Below are 18,593 nucleotides of genomic sequence, written 5' to 3' on the forward strand. Positions count from 1 at the left end.
ACCGGGGAAGTGTGCCATAATCTGGCCGCCAGGCATACTCATCACCTGGTTCCAGCACCGCGATATCGAAAGGATGAATCATGACGCACCCCCTTGCAGATATGCCAGACCGTCCTCCAGGGCGAGGCCCATCAGGCACTGCCGCCACCGGCGAACCTTCGCTTTCCATGCAGCAACGCACCGTCCTGGAGCGACTGATCACGCGCCTGGTGGCGCTGACCTCGCAGCAGAATGCGGAAGTGTGGGCCTGCGTCAAACATGACCTCGGACTGAAAGGCGACACGCCCCTGCTGGCCCGCCATTTCAGCGCCGCCGAGGCCAGTCTCAACCAGCGTCTGACCGCCGCGCAGGACAATCATCATCATCGCCAGACCCTGGCGCAGCTCAGCGATCTGCTCGGCCAGGGCAATAACCGCCAGGCGGTGAGCGATTATATTCGTCAGCATTATGGGCAAACGGCGCTGCATGCCCTCAGCCAGTCGCAACTGGAGAACATTCTGCATCTGCTGCAGCGTGGTCAGCTGTCGATCCCGCAGCCGCAGCAGCGCCCGCCGACCCTTCGTCCACTGCTGCCGGCCGAGCACAACACGCTCAATCAGCTGGTGACTAAGCTGGCGGCCGCCACCGGCGAACCAAGCAAACTGATTTGGCAGTCCATGCTGGAACTTTGCGGCGTCAAGTCCGGGGAGCTGATCCCGGCGACGCACTTCACGCCGCTTTCGTACTGGCTGCAGGCGCGGCAGACGCTCAGCGCGCAAAGCGCGCCCACGCTTACCTCGCTGCAGGGGGCGCTCAAGCAGCCGCTGGAGGCCGCGGAGTGGCAGAAGATTGTCGACTTTGCCCGTCGCAACTGGCAGGTGACGCCGCAGACCACGCTGAGCCCGGCGCAGATCCTGGCGCTGCTGAATAAGGTGTTTGTGCTGCGGGTAGCCCGCGCCCAGGAGACGCTGGCGATCCCGCAGGAGGAGCCCGCGACCCGGCGGACATGGGCCGCTAAGCCTTGGCAGCTGGCGCTGGGCGCGGTTGTCCTGCTCCTGGTGCTGTGGCTCCTGCTGTAGCCCAGCAGGCACTGGCGGCGTTCACGGCACCCTTTGATGCCAAACGCCGCAGTGTTTACTACGGCGGTTTCTGGTCTGACAACAACCTAGCGGCGAAATGAGATGAGGGTGACGAGGATCCCCAGCGCCGCGCAGAGGGCGCCGGCAAGGAATACCGACGAGTAGCCCAGCGAAGTGGCCAGCAGACCGGTCAGCGGCCCGGTCAGGCCATAAGAGATATCCTGAAAGGCCGCATAGCCGCCGAGCGCAGTGCCGCGCACCTGCGCCGGGACGCGCTTCACCACCTCCACGCCAAGCGAGGGGAAAATAAGCGAACAGCCGCATCCGGTCAGCGCCGCGCCGGCCAGCGCCACCCAGACGCCGGGCGCCAGCCCCAGCAGCGTCAGACCGACCGCCTCTATCAGCAGCGAGACCATCGCCACTTTAACGCCGCCAAACCGATCCGGCATCCAGCCAAACAGCACCCGCATCAGCACAAAGGCGCCGCCAAACGCCGTCAGGGTAAATCCGGCCATCGGCCAGTTCTGGCTGGCAAAATAGAGAGAAACGAAGGTGCCGATCACCGCAAAACCGACGCCCTGCAGGCCCAGGCCAATACCCGGCCGCCAGATCATGCCGATGACGCTCCACAGTGAAGGCCGCTCACCGCCGTGCGCCGCCACTTTGCGCACCGTGCCGTTGATGAGCAAGGCGACAAGCGGTAGTCCCATGGTGACGCAGGCCAGGACCGCCACGCCAAAGTGGCTGTAAATTAACAATCCCAGCGGGGCGCCCACCGCCAGCGAGCCGTACATCGCCATGCCGTTCCATGACATCACTTTGCCGGAGCGGGCCGGCCCCACCAGCCCCATCCCCCAGCTCAGGTTGCCGGTCAGCAGCTGGCTTTCGCCAAACCCGAGGATCAGGCGGCCCAGCAGCAACAGGCCCAGCTTCGCGAACACCGGCAGCGGCAGCAGCGCAGCGGCCAGCCAGGCCGCGCCGGCCAGGGCGCAGGCCAGCATCCCTTGCAGGACGGAGCGTTTGGCGCCGTACTGGTCTGCCAGGCGCCCGGCGTAGCCGCGGGTAAGAACGGTGGCGAGGAACTGGATCCCCACCGCTACGCCGACCATGGTGTTACCCAATCCCAGCTCCTGATGGACAAACAGCGGGATCACCGGCAGCGGCAAACCGACGGTCATATAGGTCAAAAAGACGGCGAGCGTAATGCGAAAAAGCGACAAATTCGCGGATGAATGAGATGTTGTTTCAGTGACTGCGGACATGCATTACTCCAGATTCGCAGAGTAAGGCGAGCAAAGCGACACGCCCCCTCCACCTGACTATCAGGGTTAAGGCGCGTTGGTTGACGTTAAACGCTTACGCATTAGTGGAGAGACTAATGGATCCGCCAGCAGTGTGCCTGCGGGCTCTTACCCTGTCAAGATGACAAAAAAGGGGAGCCGGTGGCTCCCCTCAGTGCATCGCGTGCCGATTAGGCGTTGTATTTACGCATCACCAGCGTGGCGTTGGTGCCGCCAAAACCGAAGCTGTTGGACATCACGGTGGTCAGCTTAGCGTCAGTCGGTTTGGTGACGATGTTCAGGCCGGCAGCCTGCTCGTCCAGCTCTTCGACGTTGATGCTCGGCGCGATAAAGCCGTGCTCCAGCATCAGCAGGGAGTAGATAGCTTCCTGCACGCCAGCAGCGCCCAGCGAGTGACCGGTCATTGCTTTGGTCGCCGAGATAGCCGGGCTGTTGTCGCCGAACACTTCGCGGATCGCGCCCAGCTCTTTCACGTCGCCGACCGGCGTGGAAGTACCGTGGGAGTTCAGGTAGTCGATCGGGGTATCAACGCCGTGCATCGCCATCTGCATGCAGCGCACTGCGCCTTCACCGGATGGGGCTACCATGTCTGCGCCATCGGAGGTTGCGCCGTAACCGACGATTTCCGCATAGATGTGCGCGCCACGCGCCAGGGCGTGTTCCAGCTCTTCCACCACGACCATACCGCCGCCGCCGGCGATAACGAAGCCGTCACGGTTGGCGTCATAGGTGCGGGAGGCTTTTTCCGGCGTGTCGTTGTATTTGGTGGACAGCGCGCCCATGGCGTCGAACTCGCAGGCCATTTCCCAGCACAGCTCTTCGCCGCCGCCGGCAAAGACGATATCCTGTTTGCCCAGCTGGATCTGCTCTACCGCGTTACCGATGCAGTGTGCGGAAGTGGCGCAGGCGGAGCTGATGGAGTAGTTAACGCCGTGGATTTTAAACGGCGTGGCGAGGCAGGCGGAAACGCCGGAAGCCATCGCTTTGGTGACCACATACGGACCCACGGCTTTCAGACCACGCGGGCTGCGCATGGCATCGGCGCCGAAGACCTGGAATTTCGGGGAGCCGCCGCCGGAGCCTGCGATCAGGCCGACACGCGGGTTATTCTGGTATGCTTCCGGCGCCAGACCTGCGTCGGCAACGGCCTGTTCCATGGACAGGTAAGCATAGATGGAGGCGTCGCTCATGAAGCGCACTACTTTGCGGTCAATGAGGCCAGTGGTATCCAGTTTGACGTTGCCCCATACGTGGCTGCGCATCCCTGAATCTTTCAGCTCCTGAGAGAAAGTGATCCCTGAACGTCCTTCACGCAGAGATGCCAGGACTTCCTGCTGGTTATTACCGATGCTGGAAACGATGCCCAAGCCAGTAATCACTGCACGTTTCATTAAATACCTCTGTAAGTCGCACTATTTTAAGTTTCGTGTCGCACGATAGCGTACACTTGTACGCCGAACAAGTCCGATCAGACATTTTGTGTATAAATTTGCGCCCTCAGGCACACATCGCTAAGATCGCGCTACGCCTTGTGATTCGAGTAACTTACGTGAAACAAAACGCTATACAACCCGCCAACCTGGAATTCAATGCTGAGGGTACACCTGTTTCCCGAGATTTTGACGATGTTTACTTTTCCAATGACAACGGTCTGGAAGAGACACGCTACGTCTTTCTCGGCGGAAATCATCTGCCGGAGCGCTTCTCCAGCCACCCTCGCCCGCTGTTGATCGTCGCGGAGAGCGGCTTCGGCACCGGGCTCAATTTCCTCACCCTCTGGCAGGCGTTTGACGTTTTTGTTCGCGATAACCCGGACGTTACCCTGCAAAGGTTACATTTCATCAGTTTTGAGAAATATCCGCTGAAGGCGGAAGATCTCCGCCTGGCGCACCAGCGCTGGCCAGAGCTGGCCCCATGGGCGGAACAGCTGCAGGCGCAGTGGCCTTCGGCCTTCGCCGGATGCCATCGTCTGCTGCTCGACGGCGGACGGGTCACGCTCGATCTGTGGTTTGGCGATATCAACGAGCTGACCAGAGAGCTGGATGATTCGCTGAATCAGCAGGTGGACGCCTGGTTTCTCGACGGCTTTGCCCCGGCGAAAAATCCCGACATGTGGACCCAGGATCTGTTCAATGCCATGGCGCGCCTGGCGCGTCCCGGCGGGACGCTGGCCACTTTTACCTCCGCCGGTTTTGTCCGCCGCGGCCTGCAGGAAGCCGGGTTCACCCTGCGTAAAACCAAAGGCTTCGGCCGCAAACGTGAGATGCTGACCGGCGAGATGGCGCAAACGCTGACCTTTCCGGCGCGCGCGCCCTGGTTCGCCCGCCGCGGGAGCGAGGCCCGCGAGGCGGCCATCGTCGGCGGCGGTATCGCCAGCGCCCTGCTCTCCCTGGCGCTGCTGCGTCGCGGCTGGCAGGTGACCCTTTACTGTGCGGACGACGCCCCGGCGCAGGGCGCCTCCGGTAATCGCCAGGGCGCGCTCTACCCGCTGTTAAGCCAGCACGATCCGGCGCTGGCGCGCTTTTTCCCAGCCGCCTTTACCTTCGCCCGCCGCACCTACGACGCGCTGCCGGTGCTGTTCGATCATCAATGGTGCGGGGTCACCCAGCTTGGCTGGGATGAAAAAAGCGCACACAAAATCAATCAGATGCTGGCCCTGGAGCTGCCCCCTGATATCGCCTGCGCGGTGACGGCGGAGCAGACCGCAGAGCTGACCGGCGTCGAGACCGGCTGCGGCGGCATAACCTATCCGGCCGGCGGTTGGCTGTGCCCGCAGCAGCTCACCGCCGAGCTGCTGGCGCTGGCGGCGACTCGCGGACTGCACGTGCATTATGGTTATCAGGTCGAGACGTTGAGCGCGGAGGGCGATGGCTGGCTGCTCAACCAGCAGCGCTATCATCAGGCGGTCGTGCTGGCCAACGGCCACCGCATATCGGATTTTGCGCAAACCGCGCCGTTGCCGGTCTACCCCGTTGGCGGCCAGGTAAGCCATATACCCACCACCCCACGGCTTTCCGCCCTGCGCCAGGTGCTGTGCTACGACGGCTACCTGACGCCGCAGAATCCGCAAAATCAGCAGCACTGCATTGGCGCCAGCTACCATCGCGGCAAAACCGACACCACCTTCAGCGAAGAAGATCAGCAGCACAACCGGCAACGGCTGATCGACTGCTTCCCGGGCGCGGAGTGGCCGCAGGACGTGGATATTAGCGCCAGTGACGCCCGCTGCGGCGTGCGCTGCGCCACCCGCGATCATCTGCCGATGGTCGGCAACGTGCCGGACTATGCGGCGACATTGACGCAATACGCCAGCCTCCACGAACGGCAGGATAACGCCGGTAGCGCGCCGGTCTTTCATAACCTGTTTATGCTTGGCGCCCTCGGATCGCGAGGCATTTGCACCGCGCCGTTAAGCGCTGAGCTGCTGGCGGCGCAGATGAGCGCTGAACCGCTGCCGCTGGATAGCGGCACCCTGGCGGCGCTGAATCCGAATCGGCTATGGGTGAGAAAACTGCTGAAGGGAAAAGCGGTGAAGTAACAGCGCAAGGGGAGAAAAATCCCTGGGAAGCGCGACATTCCCGGCCTCATCCGGGCGACCAACACGGTAGCCCGGCGAAGCACAGCGCAAACAGGGTAAATCCTGGTTGCGCCGTTAGCGTGTCGGATGGCGCTACGCTTATCCGACCTACATCATGGATCAGGCCTGATTTTTCGCCTGCTGATACAGGTTTTCCCACATGCCCTGCACCAGAATTTGGTCCGGCGGCGACAGTTCGCCAGCGCCGATGGCTTTCTCCAGGCTATGGCTGACTTTGCTGTGTACCGCTTCCGCTGAATGTTCGCCCTCACCTTCCAGCTCAGCCACCGCCAGCGTCAGGTGGCCGCGCAGATAACCGCCGGCAAACAGTTCATCATCACTGGCGTGGTCTACCATGTTGTCAATCAGCGCCAGAATGCGTGATTCAAACTCCGCGATCATCATCTTACCTCTTGTCATGTAATGTGTGGCCTTAGTGCAGGTCTTCCGGCCACGGAAAGTGTTCTGCCGTCAATGGCGGCGTTTGATAATAGTGTTGTAATGCGCGAATAAGACGCGCCGGACGTTCGGGGATCCCTTGCTCAAGCAGAGTCATCACCCGGGCATGTACCCGGCGCTGAAAGGCGATGCGATCGGGTTCAACGTCACCTTCCAGATTGTCGCAGCTGACGTTAAACGGAAATCCCGCCGCCACGCAGAACAGCCACTCCAGGGCCTGAGGTTTCACCTCCACGTCCTCAAACTGGCTTTGGGTCATCGCATCGCGGCCGTCCGGACAGTACCAGTAGCCAAAATCCACCAGCTCGCGGCGGGCTTTGCCGGCGATGCACCAGTGGGAGATCTCGTGCAGAGCGCTGGCAAAAAAACCGTGCGCGAAGACGATACGGTGATATGGCGTGTCATCGTCCGCCGGGAGGTAAATCGGCTCATCGTCGCCTTTCACCAGGCGAGTATTAAAATCTGCGGCAAAGCAGCTGTCGAAGAGGTCAATAAGCTGCTGATAATGGTGTTGCTGTTGCATTAATGAATTCCCAACCACTGCAAAATCTCAGCCCCGTGGCTGTCGTAGAGAAGTTTCGCGCTCATCACCGCCGAAACGATAACGATCATCGGTCGGATCAGCGATTGCCCTTTGCTCAGCACCAGCCGGGAGCCGGCGCGGGCGCCAATAAACTGGCCGGCCATCATCACAAAGCCGGTGGCCCAGATAACCTTTCCGCCGATAATAAACAGCAGCAGGCCGCCGACGTTCGAGGTGGCGTTGAGCAGTTTGGCGTGGGCCGTCGACTTCGCCAGGTTAAACCCGGCCAGGGTGACAAACGCCAGCGCATAAAACGAACCGGCGCCGGGGCCGAAAAAGCCATCGTAAAACCCGACGCTGCCGCCGGCGACCAGCGCAAACGGCAGGCCGTAGAGCCGACGCTGTCGGTCCGCTTCGCCCAGTTTCGGCATCAGCAGAAAATAGAGACCGATGCCGATCACCAGCAACGGCAGGATCTGCTTAAGAATATCGGACTGCACGTGCTGGACCAGCAGCGCGCCGGCGGTTGAACCGATAAAAGTCATCAGAATATTCAGCTTCTGATCGGCGAGATTGACCACCTTGCGGCGGACAAAATAGAGGGTCGCCGACAGCGATCCGCCGCAGGCCTGCAGCTTATTGGTCGCCAGCGCCTGGGCCGGCGGCATACCGGCGGCCATTAGCGCCGGCACTGTCAGTAAGCCCCCGCCCCCGGCCAGTGAGTCAATAAAACCGGCCAGGATGGCGACAAAGAAAAGCACCACCAGCACCAGCGGCGATACGGAAAACAACTCGATAAAACTATCCATTACAGCACATGCTCATCCAGTAGCGCCTGACAGGAAGGCGGCAACGGCGGCGGCGTCTTCTTCACAGGTGGGGTAGACCCGGGTTTAGGTGGTTCGAACCAGCTCTGCAGCTCCGCACCGCAGCCATCGCCGGCCGGCGGCGGCGCCTGATCTTCGCACTCCAGGCTGCCCGCCGGGCAGCGCAGACGGACGTGCATATGGGCGCGATGCTGGAACCAGGGACGAACTTTGCGCAGCCACTGGCGGTCGTTGCCCGCATCCAGACACAGCTGCTGTTTAATCGCCGGGTTGACGAAGATGCGGGTCACTTCGCTATCTTCCGCCGCCAGCTTGATCAGCTGGCTGATTTGCGGACTCCACAGCGACGGCACCACGCGTTTGCCATCGCTGGCGACCAGATCCAGGGCCTGCGGCTTCAGCAACTGGGACGAAGTCCAGCGCGTCTGCGGCAGCTGGAGGAAGATATCGACATCGAGGCCCGTCTGATGGCTGGCGTGGCCGCCGTTAAAGCGGCCGCCTGCCGGCATCCCCATGTCGCCAATCAGCACGGTCCCCATGCCTTTATTGTGCACCTGATTGCTCAGGCGCTGAATAAACTGAACCAGATCCGGATGACCGAAGTAGCGACGCTGATCGGTACGCATCACCTGATAGCCGGCGGCGTTCAGCGGCAGCGCCTCGGCGCCAACGATACAGCCATTGGAGAACGCGCCAATCGACTGCGCGCTGCCGCCGATTGGCTGGGATATCTTCTGCCATGGCGTGGCGGCCAGGCTGCCGGCGCTGGCCAGCAGCGCCAGCAGGGCGATAACGGTGTTTTTCATGGTTACCAGCGTGGAATTGTCGTCGTCACGTCGCCATTCTGCGCGCGCTGACGCATAAAGTGATCCATTAAGACAATCGCCAGCATCGCCTCAGCGATCGGTACGGCGCGTATGCCGACGCACGGATCGTGACGCCCTTTGGTGATCATCTCCACCTCTTCGCCAAAGCGGTTAATGGTATGACCGGGAACGGTAATACTGGAGGTCGGCTTCAGCGCGATGTTGGCAACGATCTGCTGACCGCTGCTGATGCCGCCAAGAATGCCGCCGGCGTGGTTGCTCTGGAATCCGGTTTTGGTGATCTCATCGCGGTTTTCGCTGCCGCGCAGCTTCACCACGTCGAAACCGTCGCCAATCTCCACGCCTTTCACGGCGTTGATGCTCATCAGCGCGTGGGCGATATCGGCGTCAAGGCGGTCAAAGACCGGCTCGCCAAGGCCCGGCGGTACGCCGTCGGCGACGACGGTCACTTTGGCGCCAATGGAGTCGCCCTCTTTTTTCAGACCGCGCATCAGTTCATCGAGAGCGTCGATTTTCTCCGGGTCCGGGCAGAAGAAAGGATTCTGTTCAACCTGATCCCAGTCTTTAATAGCCAGCGGAATGTCGCCCATCTGCGTCAGGCAGCCGCGAATGACGATGCCGAACTTCGCGGCGAGGAATTTTTTGGCAATCGCCCCGGCCGCCACGCGCATCGCGGTTTCGCGGGCGGAGGAGCGACCGCCGCCGCGATAGTCGCGCAGACCATACTTTTGTTCGTAGGTGTAATCCGCATGGCCAGGACGGAACAGATCTTTGATCGCGCCGTAATCCTGCGAGCGCTGATCGGTGTTCTCAATCAGCAGCCCGATACTGGTCCCGGTGGTGACGCCTTCGAAGACGCCGGAGAGGATTTTGACCTGATCCGGCTCGCGACGCTGCGTGGTGTAACGCGAGGTACCCGGGCGACGACGATCGAGGTCGTGCTGCAGATCGGCTTCGGTCAGCGGAATGCCCGGCGGCACGCCGTCAACGATGCAGCCCAGCGCCAGGCCGTGCGACTCGCCGAAGGTGGTGACGCGAAAGAGTTGTCCAATTGTATTTCCTGCCATCACGGCTCCATTCTTTGTCGTTATGTTGGCGTGTTGTTTTTTTTAGTCTTTATAAATACCGAAGTGCGCGCGAGCGTCAATCAGCTGCTGTTTGGTCAGCATAAAGACGCCGTCGCCGCCGTTATCAAACTCAAGCCAGGTAAACGGCACGTCCGGATACTGCTCCATCAGATGTACCATGCTGTTACCGACTTCACAAATCAGAATCCCGTCGTCGCTGAGATAATCCGGCGCATTGCCGAGGATGCGGCGCGTCAGCTTCAGGCCATCGCTTCCGGAGGCCAGACCCAGAACCGGCTCATGCTCATACTCTTCCGGCAGATCGGCCATGTCCTCTTCATCGACATACGGCGGATTAGTGACGATCAGATCGTATTGTAGCTTCGGCAGGTCGCGGAACAGGTCGGAACGGATCGGCGTCACGTGATGGATCAGGCCATGGGATTCCACATTGTGCTCGGCGACGGCCAGCGCGTCCGGGGAGATATCCACGGCGTCGACTTCGGCTTCCGGGAAGGCATAGGCGCAGGCAATGGCGATGCAGCCGCTGCCGGTGCACATATCAAGGATATGCTGCGGCTTATGGGTAATCAGCCCAGCAAACTGGTTATTGATCAGTTCGCCGATCGGGGAGCGCGGCACCAGCACTCGCTCATCGACGTAAAACTCATGGCCGCAGAACCACGCTTTGTTGGTCAGATAGGCGACGGGAATACGCTCGTTCACGCGGCGAATCACCCGCTCTACAATGCGGTGTTTCTCGCTGGAGGTCAGGCGCGCAGTGCGCATATCTTCCGGAATATCCAGCGGCAGATACAGCGAAGGCAGCACCAGCTGTACCGCCTCGTCCCATGGGTTATCAGTCCCGTGGCCGTACCAGATATTAGCAGCGCTGAAACGGCTTACCGCCCAGCGCAGCATGTCCTGAATGGTATGCAGCTCATTGACTGCCTCATCAACAAAAATTTTATCCACGACATCCTCCAGGGCACACTCTGCTATAAATTCGGCGGCTAGTGTGCCATGAAGACGGCGATAAATCAGCATTCTTGCGTGGGGTGGCGGGGGAAAAAACAGGTTTTCCTTGCCCGAAGGGATATTGAGTCGGGTAAACTAGCGCAAAGTATTAATGAGAGCGGACAATGAAAAAGAAGACATCGCTTAGCGAGGAGGATCAGGCGCTGTTCCGTCAGCTGATGACCGGCACGCGGAAGATCAAACAGGACACCATCGTTCACCGCCCGCAGCGCAAGAAAATCACCGAGGTTGCCCCTAAGCGTCTGCTGCAGGAACAGGCCGACAACAGCCACTATTTTTCCGATGAGTTTCAGCCGTTACTGAATACCGAAGGCTCGACAAAATATGTCCGCGCCGACGTCAGCCATTTTGAGCTGAAAAAGCTGCGCCGTGGGGATTATTCGCCGGAACTGTTTCTCGATCTGCATGGGCTCACCCAGCAGCAGGCCAAACAGGAACTGGGCGCGCTGATTGCCGCCTGCCGCCGCGAGCATGTGTTTTGCGCCTGCGTGATGCACGGGCACGGTAAGCACATTCTCAAACAGCAAACCCCGCTGTGGCTGGCGCAGCATCCGCACATCATGGCTTTTCATCAGGCGCCAAAAGAGTACGGCGGTGACGCCGCACTGCTGATTCTGATTGAGGTCGAGGAGTGGCAACCGCCGGAGCTGCCTTGACGGCGAGCTCCGGGGTCGTCAGATGGCGTTGGCCATCTTGAGATTGCAGGGGCTTTTCTGCCAGAGGTATTCACCCTTGCCGTCGGCGTCCAGATTAACGCAGGCGATAGCCGAGGTGGTGAACATCGGGGGCGTTTCCCCCGGGCACAGCTCTGAGACCAGGTACCCCACCAGCGGCAGGTGGGAGACGACCAGCGCCGTCGCCACGCCTTCATTTGCCAGCGCCTGCAGATAGGCGCTCACCATTCCCACATCGCCGCACGGCGTGAGTTCCGGCATCACGTCGACATGTTTCGGCAGGTTCATGCACTCCCCAACAATATCCAGCGTCTGTTCCGCACGCAGATAGGGACTGACAAGAACGCGCTCAATATCCACTTTTTGACCTTTCAGCCAGGTTGCCATCTGACGAGACTCATCACAACCGCATACGGTTAATGGACGAACCGAGTCGCTGGCTGCATCGAGGGCAGCGTCGCCGTGACGCATAATAAAAACTTGCATATTGCACCGCTTTTGTTAACCAGAAGCACCGTAGTTTGGCCTGCGAAGACAATACGCAGGTGACCCGGTGGCCGGGCATTGTGCCTGATCCATTCAACGAATGAAACGCTGTTTTTTACCTCAATGGCGTAAGTATAGTCAATGATTGTTTACAAAACAGCCAATCAACAGCGTCATCCGCAGCCGGATTTACCTTCTTTGACCATAACTTAGGTCATCCGTTCATCCGCTGGCCAAAAGGTGGTCCCCTGTTCGGCCATGCGTAATAAAGTGTCACAGGGTGTAAAACGTGGGCCGTACTGGGCGGCCAGGCGCTGCAGGATCGCGGCAACTTCACCCGCGCCGATAGTATCCATATACCGGAACGGGCCGCCAAGAAATGGCGGAAACCCTATACCAAATACGGCGCCGATATCACCATCGCGCGCGCTACGGATAATCTGCTCATCAAAGCAGCGCGCCGCCTCGTTAAGCATCATCATCACACAGCGCTCCGCCACCTGCTGCGCGGACAACCGCGACTGGGGGCAGTCGATGCCCAGCAGCGGATAGACTGCCGGGTCGGGCCGTTTTTTGCTTTTACGCCCTTTTGTCTCATAAAGATAGAAACCACGATTATTTTTTCTACCTTTGCGATCGTCCTTCAAAATCGCGTCAATGATGTTTGCAGGCGGGCTGAAACGCTCTCCAAAGGCATTCTCCAGCACGGGAATAATTTTGGTGCCGGTATCGATACCCACTTCATCCAGCAGTTGAATCGGTCCCACCGGGAAGCCGAATTTCACCAGCGCCTTATCAATCACCTCAACCGGTTCTCCCTCCACCAGCAGGCGCATCGCTTCATTTATATAAGGCGCGAGGATGCGGTTCACATAGAAGCCCGCTTTGTCCGCCACCACGATCGGCGTTTTCCCCTGACGTTTAGCCAGTTGCACCACCGTGGCGATGGTCTGCGGATCGGTTCCCTTATGCGGGATCACCTCAACCAGCGGCATTTTCTCCACCGGACTGAAAAAGTGCAGGCCGATCACCCGCTCAGGGTGGCTGGCATGGGCGGCTATATCGCCTATCGGTAACGACGAGGTATTCGAGGCAAAGATAGTCTGCGGCCCGCCGTTTTGCTCCACTTCACTGACCATCCGCTGTTTCAGCGCCAGGTCCTCGAATACCGCCTCAATCACCACGTCGCGATGGGTAAAGCCCTGATAGTCGGTAGTGCCTGTGATCAGCGCCAGTTGACGATCGCGCTCGCTGGGGCGCAGTCGACGCTGGCGAACCTGTTTGTTCAGCAGATCCCAGCTGTACTTTAAGGCGTGGTTGATCCCGCCCGGCTGAATATCTTTGATTCGCACCGGCAGTCCGCCTTTACAGGCAGTCACATAGGCGATCCCCCCGCCCATCAGGCCGCCGCCCAGGACGGCAACGCTTCTCAGCGGAGCGGGTTCCGCCTCGGCGCCACGGTCTTTTTTCAGATCGGTACTGGCAAAGAAGATCGATCGCAGCGCCTGCGACTGCGGGGTCATCGCCAGTTCGCCAAACGCGCGGGCCTCTTCGGCGTAACCGCTGCTGCAGCCATGGGCCAGACCATTCTCGACGACCTGCAAAATTCGCTTCACCGCCGGGTAGTTGCCCTGGGTCTTGCGCTGCGTTTGCTTGCCGACGTACTGGAATAACAGATGGCGACCCAGGGGGCCCGCCAGCACGCGTTCGCGAACAGGCACCTCGCGGCTGGCCGGGCGCCCCTTCAGCGCCAGCTCCACCGCCGCCTGCAGTAAAATTGTCTGCGGCACCACCTCGTCCACCAGACCGGCCTTCAGCGCCTGGCGCGGCCGTAACTGCCTGCCGGTGAGCATCATATCCAGCGCCGTGCTGACGCCGATCAGCCGCGGTAAACGCTGCGTCCCGCCGGAACCCGGCAGCAGGCCAAGCTGTACCTCCGGCAACCCGAGTCGGGTTTTTTCGTCATCGCTACAAATGCGGCCATGGCAGGCCAGCGCCAGCTCCAGTCCGCCGCCCAGACAAGCGCCATGGATGGCGGCAATGACCGGAATCGACAAGCCATGGATCTCGGCCATAATCTGCTGCCCCTGGCGGGCCAGCGCTTCCGCCTCCTGCGCGCTGCGGCAGCGGGCAATCATGTTGATATCTGCGCCGGCGATAAAGTTATCGGCTTTGGCGGAGATAAATACCACGCCGCGCACCGACTTATCGTCGCGTATCTGGCGTATCAGTCCCCGCACCTGATTGCCGAACTCGGCCTTCAGGGTATTCATTTTTTCACCCGGGGCATCGATGGTAATCACCGCGATGTTGTCCGCACGTACCTCAAGCTTAAAAGCGGAAACCGTATCCATTATTCAGCCTCCACAATCATCGCCGCGCCCAGACCGCCTGCCGCGCAGGCCGTCACCAGACCAAATCCCCCTCCCCGTCGCCGCAGCTCATGCAGCGTCTGGGTGATCATCCGCGCGCCGGTGGCGGCAAAGGGATGACCGTAGGCGATAGAGCCGCCGAGGACGTTAAATTTACTCTCATCCACCTCACCGGTGGCCTGCGCGCGGCCCAGCACCTCGCGGGCAAAGCGGTCGCTTGCCAGACACTGAAGATTAGCCAGCGTCTGCGCGGCGAAAGCTTCATGCATATCGATAAGCGTGAGATCCGCCAGCGTCAGGCCAGCGCGCTCCAGCGCCAGCGGCGTGGACCATGCGGGCCCCAGCAGCATATCCTGCCAGACGTCGATGGCGGTAAAGGCATAGCTGCGCAGATAACCCAGCGGCGTCAGACCCAGCTCTTTGGCCCGCGACTCGGTCATCAGGATCACCGCCGCCGCGCCATCCGTCAGCGGCGTGCTGTTGGCGGCGGTAACGGTGCCATGTTTACGGTCGAAGGCCGGGCGTAACTTTTGGTAATCTGCGAGGGTTGAATTTTTACGGATGTTGTTGTCCTGTTCCAGCGGCTGGCGGAAGGGGGGCGCATAGGCGGTCATCACCTCCGCGGACAACTTTCCCTCTTCCCAGGCTTTAGCCGCCAGCTGATGTGAACGATGCGCCAGCGCATCCTGTTGTTCCCGGCTGATCCCCCAGCTTTTCGCCATCTGTTCGGCGGTATCGCCCATCCGTAAGCCGGTTGAATATTCCGCCACCGCCGGGGGGACCGGTAGCAGGTCGCGCGGCCGCAGGCGGGAAAACAGCTTCAGTTTCTGGCTCAGCGTGCGGGCTTTGTTCGCATCTACCAGCGCGCGGGCCAGCGTTTTGCTGACGCCGACAGGCAGCACAGAGGAGGAATCGGCACCGCCGGCGATACCGGCGCGGATGGTGCCGGCCATCAGGCTTTCAGCGACATTCGCCACGGCCTGGAAGCTGGTGGCGCAGGCGCGACTGACGCTGTAGGCGTCGGTGTGCACGCTCATTCCGGTACCGAGCACAATTTCCCGGGCGATATTCGGCGCCTCCGGCATCTGCACGACCTGACCGAAGACCAGTTGCTCAATGGCTTCCACAGGAATGTCGCTGCGCGCCAGCATTTCGCCAACCACCATTTTTCCTAAATCAACGGCAGGAACGCCATGAAATGCCGTCGCCTGACGCGCAAACGGCGTGCGTAACCCTGTGACAATGGCAATGCGATCGCCCTGACGGGTGATAAGCGGTAATGCCTGACTCATAACTCTCCCCTGTTAACCAAGACAACCAAGTGGTCTGACCTGATAGCATTGTTAACTAATTTTTTACATTAAGCCAATCGGGGAAGCGAAAAATTGCGAGCCAAAACACATTGAACAGAAAAGATAACGCCCCTTTCACGGGGCGCTAAGCGGAGGGATTAACGCAGACCCAGCTGGAAGATGAGGGATTCGGCTTCACAGCTAAACACAAAATCGATATCCAGCTTTACGCCGCCGTCAACGTCGGCGAAGACGGGATTAATTTTGCACGGTTCAGATTCCACACTGCGGGCTTTTTCGCTCAGCGCGGCGAGCATTTGCTCTGCTTCCGCACGGTTGGCGAATACGCGGCTGTATGAGGCGGTGCAGTCGGTGTTGTCGACAATGGTCCCAACATCCATACAGCAGCAAACCGGGGTTTCATCAGCGCTACATTTACTCATCGTAGATTTCCTCTGGATATGCACCTGCGGTGCCAGACAATTAATGTGCCTATTTTACGCCCGCCCTCCGGTTTGCCTCCAGCCGAGAATCGCTATCACGGCGTTAAGTGACAGAAATCACACTTAAAAATGATCTAAAACAAAAATCACCTTTTCTCCGTCGCCTTCCCCCCGACAATTTTGCCAGCTGGATCGCGTTTCTGTTATCACAATTGAAAAACTTCATAAACAAACTTGCAACAACTCATCTGGTCAGACCTATACTCAGCGCACTGGTCTGATTTCTCTGTTGTACCGCAGACCCTACACTTCCGCGCTTCTGTTACGGCATGTAACATAGTTTAAAAAAAAATAACTCAATGAGGTTATGGGCATGAGCCAGAAAACCCGCTTTACCCAATCTGCCCTTGCAGTGGCTGTCGCACTTGTTTCCACCCAGGCCTGGTCAGCAGGCTTCCAGCTCAACGAATTCTCTTCATCAGGGCTGGGTCGGGCCTATTCCGGTGAAGGGGCTATCGCAGACGATGCAGGCAATGCCAGTCGTAACCCGGCATTAATTATGATGTTTGACCGTCCGACTATGTCGGCGGGCGCCGTTTTTGTCGACCCGGGCGTCAATGTCTCCGGGACTTCCCCCACCGGCAAAAGCCTGAATGCGGACAATATCGCCCCGACGGCGTGGGTACCCAACTTCCACTTTGTCGCGCCGATTAACGATCAGTTCGGCTGGGGGGCGTCCATCACCTCCAACTACGGCCTGGCAACAGAGTATAACGATGATTATGCGGCCGGCAGCATGGGCGGTAAAACCGACCTGACTACGGCTAACTTCAACCTGAGCGGCGCCTATCGCCTCGACAGCAACTGGAGCTTTGGCTTAGGTTTCGATGCGGTCTACGCTAAGGCGAAGATCGAGCGCTATGCAGGCGATCTGGGCCAGATTGTCGCTGGCTCTGGCGCGCTGCCGCCGGCGCTGGCAGGCCAGGTGGCGCAGATCCCAGCCGACACGCAGATCGCCCATCTTAACGGCAATGCGTGGGGCTTTGGCTGGAACGCCGGTATCCTCTATGAGCTGGATAAGAACAACCGCTACGGTTTAACCTACCGTTCCGAGGTCAAGATCGATTTCGACGGTAACTATCGCAGCAGTCTGCCAGCGGCCTATAACCAGATCCTTGGCAACTTCGGTCTGCCGGCGGGTACTAACGGCCAGACCACCGGCGGTTCACTGACCCTTAACCTGCCGGAAATGTGGGAACTGTCGGGCTATAACCGCGTGGCGCCGCAGTGGGCGGTCCACTACAGTCTGACCTACACCAGCTGGAGCCAGTTCCAGGAGCTGAAAGCCACCGGCAGCAACGGCCAGACGCTGTTCTATAAAGAGGAAGGCTTTAAGGACGCCTACCGCGTAGCGCTGGGGACGACCTATTATTACGACGATAACTGGACCTTCCGCACCGGTATCGCCTTCGACGACAGCCCGGTACCGGCCAACAATCGCTCCATTTCCATTCCGGACCAGGATCGCCTGTGGCTGAGCGCGGGTACCACCTACGCGTTCAACAAGGATGCGTCGGTTGACGTCGGGATTTCCTATATGCACGGGCAGCATGTGGAAATCAAGGAAGGCCCGTATACCTTCCGCTCCGAAGGGACCGCCTGGCTGTACGGCGCCAACTTCAACTACCGCTTCTGATAAGCAGCGCGCAACAAAAAAGGGTGAACATCATGTTCACCCTTTTTTTATTCGCAGATTACTGTGAATCGATATCTTTCAGTTCATCCTGAATGGCCTGGGCGTTCGGATTGTCCGCCGGGGTCAGCTTACCGCCGTTGGCGATAAAGTCATGACGCTGGAAGTAAGCCTCACGCACCAGAATGTAAGGATCGGAAGACTGACGCAGCAGGCCGTCGGAATCCAGCAGCTGAGCGCGTGTCTCAATCCCTTCTACCGCCCATTTGCCGATCGACATCGGCCAGGTCAGCCAGGAGAGCACCGGATAGAGGCCATCGGCCATATCGCCGCCTTCGTCACGCAGGGTAAAGCTGCCGTAGAATGGCAGTTGCACATACGGACCATAGCCGACGCCATAGTGGCCGAGCGTACTGCCGAAACGATGCGGTTCAACGCGCTGCAGCTGCGGATTAGCCATCCCGGCGACATCGATCAGACCCCCCATCCCGAGGATGGTGTTCAGGAAGAAGCGGGTAAAGTGGACCATACCTTTATACGGGTCGCCCTGCAGGAAGGAGTTCACCATCACCGCCGGCTCTTCCAGGTTGCTGGTGAAGTTGCTTAAGCCATTGCGCGCCGGCTGCGGAACATAATCACGCCATGCCACCGCGACGGGACGAAGCACGTAAGGATCAACCACGTTAAAGTTGAAGTCAAACATCGTGCGGTTAAACCCTTCTAACGGGTCTGAGCGCCCCTGCGGCCGATCGCCAGAGCTGGAACTGGCACATCCCACCAGCAATGTGGCGCCAAGCGCAAGCGCCGACAGGCGATAATTCATAGATGTCTCCCTGGTTTTTATGGCTATCGCGAGTTGCCATCCATGACGGAAAGACAACGTTTCCGCCCGTACAGATGTGAGCGATTGTAACAGCACGTTGAACGATGTCTATATCACCCAAGTTGTTGATTTG

Annotated in this window: 17 protein-coding genes; 4 read left to right on the forward strand and 13 right to left on the reverse strand. The window is 59.5% G+C overall.

The annotated features are described in order from the left end of the window. The first annotated feature begins 80 nt into the window (after nucleotides 1–80). Complete coding sequence (gene flk, locus ACLH1U_RS16750; RefSeq protein WP_085551270.1) at nucleotides 81–1,058, forward strand: flagella biosynthesis regulator Flk; 978 nt, start codon at nucleotides 81–83, stop codon at nucleotides 1,056–1,058. An 86-nt stretch (nucleotides 1,059–1,144) separates the two neighbouring features. Here flk and ACLH1U_RS16755 read toward each other — a convergent pair whose 3' ends face one another. Together ACLH1U_RS16755 and fabB are read right to left on the reverse strand one after the other, a co-directional pair. Continuing rightward, nucleotides 1,145–2,320, reverse strand: coding sequence for an MFS transporter (locus ACLH1U_RS16755; RefSeq protein ID WP_072420956.1), 1,176 nt, complete (start codon nucleotides 2,318–2,320; stop codon nucleotides 1,145–1,147). 209 nt (nucleotides 2,321–2,529) lie between these two features. Further along, on the reverse strand, nucleotides 2,530–3,750 hold the full coding sequence (gene fabB / locus ACLH1U_RS16760; RefSeq protein WP_002913291.1) for a beta-ketoacyl-ACP synthase I: 1,221 nt from the start codon (nucleotides 3,748–3,750) through the stop codon (nucleotides 2,530–2,532). Nucleotides 3,751–3,908: 158 nt separating this feature from the next. On the opposite strand from fabB, the gene mnmC reads away from it, so the two are divergent. Beyond that, nucleotides 3,909–5,897: a bifunctional tRNA (5-methylaminomethyl-2-thiouridine)(34)-methyltransferase MnmD/FAD-dependent 5-carboxymethylaminomethyl-2-thiouridine(34) oxidoreductase MnmC gene (gene mnmC, locus ACLH1U_RS16765; RefSeq protein ID WP_411299349.1), complete on the forward strand. Its 1,989-nt coding sequence runs from the start codon at nucleotides 3,909–3,911 to the stop codon at nucleotides 5,895–5,897. Between the two features lie 159 nt (nucleotides 5,898–6,056). On the opposite strand, the gene ACLH1U_RS16770 is transcribed toward mnmC, so the two are convergent. From ACLH1U_RS16770 to prmB, 6 genes are read right to left on the reverse strand one after another with little or no spacing between them, the layout of a single operon-like run. Beyond that, nucleotides 6,057–6,338 (reverse strand): YfcL family protein, encoded by a 282-nt coding sequence (locus ACLH1U_RS16770; protein WP_023290534.1) that lies wholly within the window; start codon nucleotides 6,336–6,338, stop codon nucleotides 6,057–6,059. 31 nt (nucleotides 6,339–6,369) lie between these two features. Further along, on the reverse strand, nucleotides 6,370–6,918 hold the full coding sequence (locus tag ACLH1U_RS16775) for an elongation factor P hydroxylase (protein ID WP_032453614.1): 549 nt from the start codon (nucleotides 6,916–6,918) through the stop codon (nucleotides 6,370–6,372). Beyond that, a complete protein-coding gene (locus ACLH1U_RS16780; RefSeq protein ID WP_004201787.1) occupies nucleotides 6,918–7,727 on the reverse strand; it encodes a sulfite exporter TauE/SafE family protein in 810 nt (269 codons plus the stop codon). Before ACLH1U_RS16780 ends, ACLH1U_RS16775 begins: the two co-directional genes overlap by 1 nt. Next, nucleotides 7,727–8,551 (reverse strand): penicillin-insensitive murein endopeptidase, encoded by an 825-nt coding sequence (gene mepA, locus ACLH1U_RS16785; protein WP_023290536.1) that lies wholly within the window; start codon nucleotides 8,549–8,551, stop codon nucleotides 7,727–7,729. The genes ACLH1U_RS16780 and mepA overlap by 1 nt, the downstream gene beginning before the upstream one ends. 2 nt (nucleotides 8,552–8,553) lie before the next feature. Further along, the gene (gene aroC, locus ACLH1U_RS16790) at nucleotides 8,554–9,639 is read right to left on the reverse strand and encodes a chorismate synthase (protein ID WP_023290537.1); all 1,086 of its coding nucleotides are present in this window, start codon (nucleotides 9,637–9,639) and stop codon (nucleotides 8,554–8,556) included. Nucleotides 9,640–9,681: 42 nt separating this feature from the next. Next, on the reverse strand, nucleotides 9,682–10,614 hold the full coding sequence (gene prmB / locus ACLH1U_RS16795; RefSeq protein WP_023290538.1) for a 50S ribosomal protein L3 N(5)-glutamine methyltransferase: 933 nt from the start codon (nucleotides 10,612–10,614) through the stop codon (nucleotides 9,682–9,684). Nucleotides 10,615–10,781: 167 nt separating this feature from the next. Between prmB and smrB the strand changes: the two genes are divergently transcribed. Beyond that, nucleotides 10,782–11,333 carry an endonuclease SmrB gene (gene smrB, locus ACLH1U_RS16800; protein ID WP_004201792.1) on the forward strand — a complete coding sequence of 184 codons (552 nt, stop codon included), beginning with the start codon at nucleotides 10,782–10,784 and terminating at the stop codon, nucleotides 11,331–11,333. An 18-nt stretch (nucleotides 11,334–11,351) separates the two neighbouring features. On the opposite strand, the gene sixA is transcribed toward smrB, so the two are convergent. The 4 genes from sixA to ACLH1U_RS16820 form a co-directional block, all read right to left on the reverse strand. Continuing rightward, a complete protein-coding gene (sixA, locus tag ACLH1U_RS16805) occupies nucleotides 11,352–11,837 on the reverse strand; it encodes a phosphohistidine phosphatase SixA (protein ID WP_004201794.1) in 486 nt (161 codons plus the stop codon). A 209-nt stretch (nucleotides 11,838–12,046) separates the two neighbouring features. Continuing rightward, nucleotides 12,047–14,191, reverse strand: a complete 2,145-nt coding sequence (gene fadJ / locus ACLH1U_RS16810) for a fatty acid oxidation complex subunit alpha FadJ (RefSeq protein WP_411299350.1) — start codon at nucleotides 14,189–14,191, stop codon at nucleotides 12,047–12,049. Further along, nucleotides 14,191–15,501: an acetyl-CoA C-acyltransferase FadI gene (gene fadI, locus ACLH1U_RS16815; protein WP_048336257.1), complete on the reverse strand. Its 1,311-nt coding sequence runs from the start codon at nucleotides 15,499–15,501 to the stop codon at nucleotides 14,191–14,193. Before fadI ends, fadJ begins: the two co-directional genes overlap by 1 nt. A 158-nt stretch (nucleotides 15,502–15,659) precedes the next feature. After that, on the reverse strand, nucleotides 15,660–15,944 hold the full coding sequence (locus tag ACLH1U_RS16820; RefSeq protein WP_023290542.1) for a YfcZ/YiiS family protein: 285 nt from the start codon (nucleotides 15,942–15,944) through the stop codon (nucleotides 15,660–15,662). Nucleotides 15,945–16,317: 373 nt separating this feature from the next. Between ACLH1U_RS16820 and fadL the strand changes: the two genes are divergently transcribed. Next, a complete protein-coding gene (gene fadL / locus ACLH1U_RS16825) occupies nucleotides 16,318–17,640 on the forward strand; it encodes a long-chain fatty acid transporter FadL (RefSeq protein ID WP_373638610.1) in 1,323 nt (440 codons plus the stop codon). A gap of 58 nt (nucleotides 17,641–17,698) precedes the next feature. Here fadL and mlaA read toward each other — a convergent pair whose 3' ends face one another. After that, entirely contained in the window at nucleotides 17,699–18,460 is a 762-nt protein-coding gene (gene mlaA / locus ACLH1U_RS16830) for a phospholipid-binding lipoprotein MlaA (RefSeq protein ID WP_032453618.1), read from the reverse strand. Nucleotides 18,461–18,593 lie beyond the last annotated feature (133 nt).

Source organism: Klebsiella sp. 1SOBk5mer, assembly GCF_046603115.1.
In the GTDB taxonomy this organism is placed as follows: domain Bacteria; phylum Pseudomonadota; class Gammaproteobacteria; order Enterobacterales; family Enterobacteriaceae; genus Klebsiella; species Klebsiella quasipneumoniae.

Excerpts from the sequence above, each read along its gene's own strand:
- flk (WP_085551270.1), top strand. The coding sequence starts at position 81 with ATGACGCACCCCCTTGCAGATATGCCAGACCGTCCTCCAGGGCGAGGC.
- ACLH1U_RS16755 (WP_072420956.1), bottom strand. The coding sequence starts at position 2,320 with ATGTCCGCAGTCACTGAAACAACATCTCATTCATCCGCGAATTTGTCG.
- fabB (WP_002913291.1), bottom strand. The coding sequence starts at position 3,750 with ATGAAACGTGCAGTGATTACTGGCTTGGGCATCGTTTCCAGCATCGGT.
- ACLH1U_RS16770 (WP_023290534.1), bottom strand. The coding sequence starts at position 6,338 with ATGATCGCGGAGTTTGAATCACGCATTCTGGCGCTGATTGACAACATG.
- ACLH1U_RS16775 (WP_032453614.1), bottom strand. The coding sequence starts at position 6,918 with ATGCAACAGCAACACCATTATCAGCAGCTTATTGACCTCTTCGACAGC.
- ACLH1U_RS16780 (WP_004201787.1), bottom strand. The coding sequence starts at position 7,727 with ATGGATAGTTTTATCGAGTTGTTTTCCGTATCGCCGCTGGTGCTGGTG.
- mepA (WP_023290536.1), bottom strand. The coding sequence starts at position 8,551 with ATGAAAAACACCGTTATCGCCCTGCTGGCGCTGCTGGCCAGCGCCGGC.
- aroC (WP_023290537.1), bottom strand. The coding sequence starts at position 9,639 with ATGGCAGGAAATACAATTGGACAACTCTTTCGCGTCACCACCTTCGGC.
- smrB (WP_004201792.1), top strand. The coding sequence starts at position 10,782 with ATGAAAAAGAAGACATCGCTTAGCGAGGAGGATCAGGCGCTGTTCCGT.
- sixA (WP_004201794.1), bottom strand. The coding sequence starts at position 11,837 with ATGCAAGTTTTTATTATGCGTCACGGCGACGCTGCCCTCGATGCAGCC.
- fadJ (WP_411299350.1), bottom strand. The coding sequence starts at position 14,191 with ATGGATACGGTTTCCGCTTTTAAGCTTGAGGTACGTGCGGACAACATC.
- fadI (WP_048336257.1), bottom strand. The coding sequence starts at position 15,501 with ATGAGTCAGGCATTACCGCTTATCACCCGTCAGGGCGATCGCATTGCC.
- ACLH1U_RS16820 (WP_023290542.1), bottom strand. The coding sequence starts at position 15,944 with ATGAGTAAATGTAGCGCTGATGAAACCCCGGTTTGCTGCTGTATGGAT.
- fadL (WP_373638610.1), top strand. The coding sequence starts at position 16,318 with ATGAGCCAGAAAACCCGCTTTACCCAATCTGCCCTTGCAGTGGCTGTC.
- mlaA (WP_032453618.1), bottom strand. The coding sequence starts at position 18,460 with ATGAATTATCGCCTGTCGGCGCTTGCGCTTGGCGCCACATTGCTGGTG.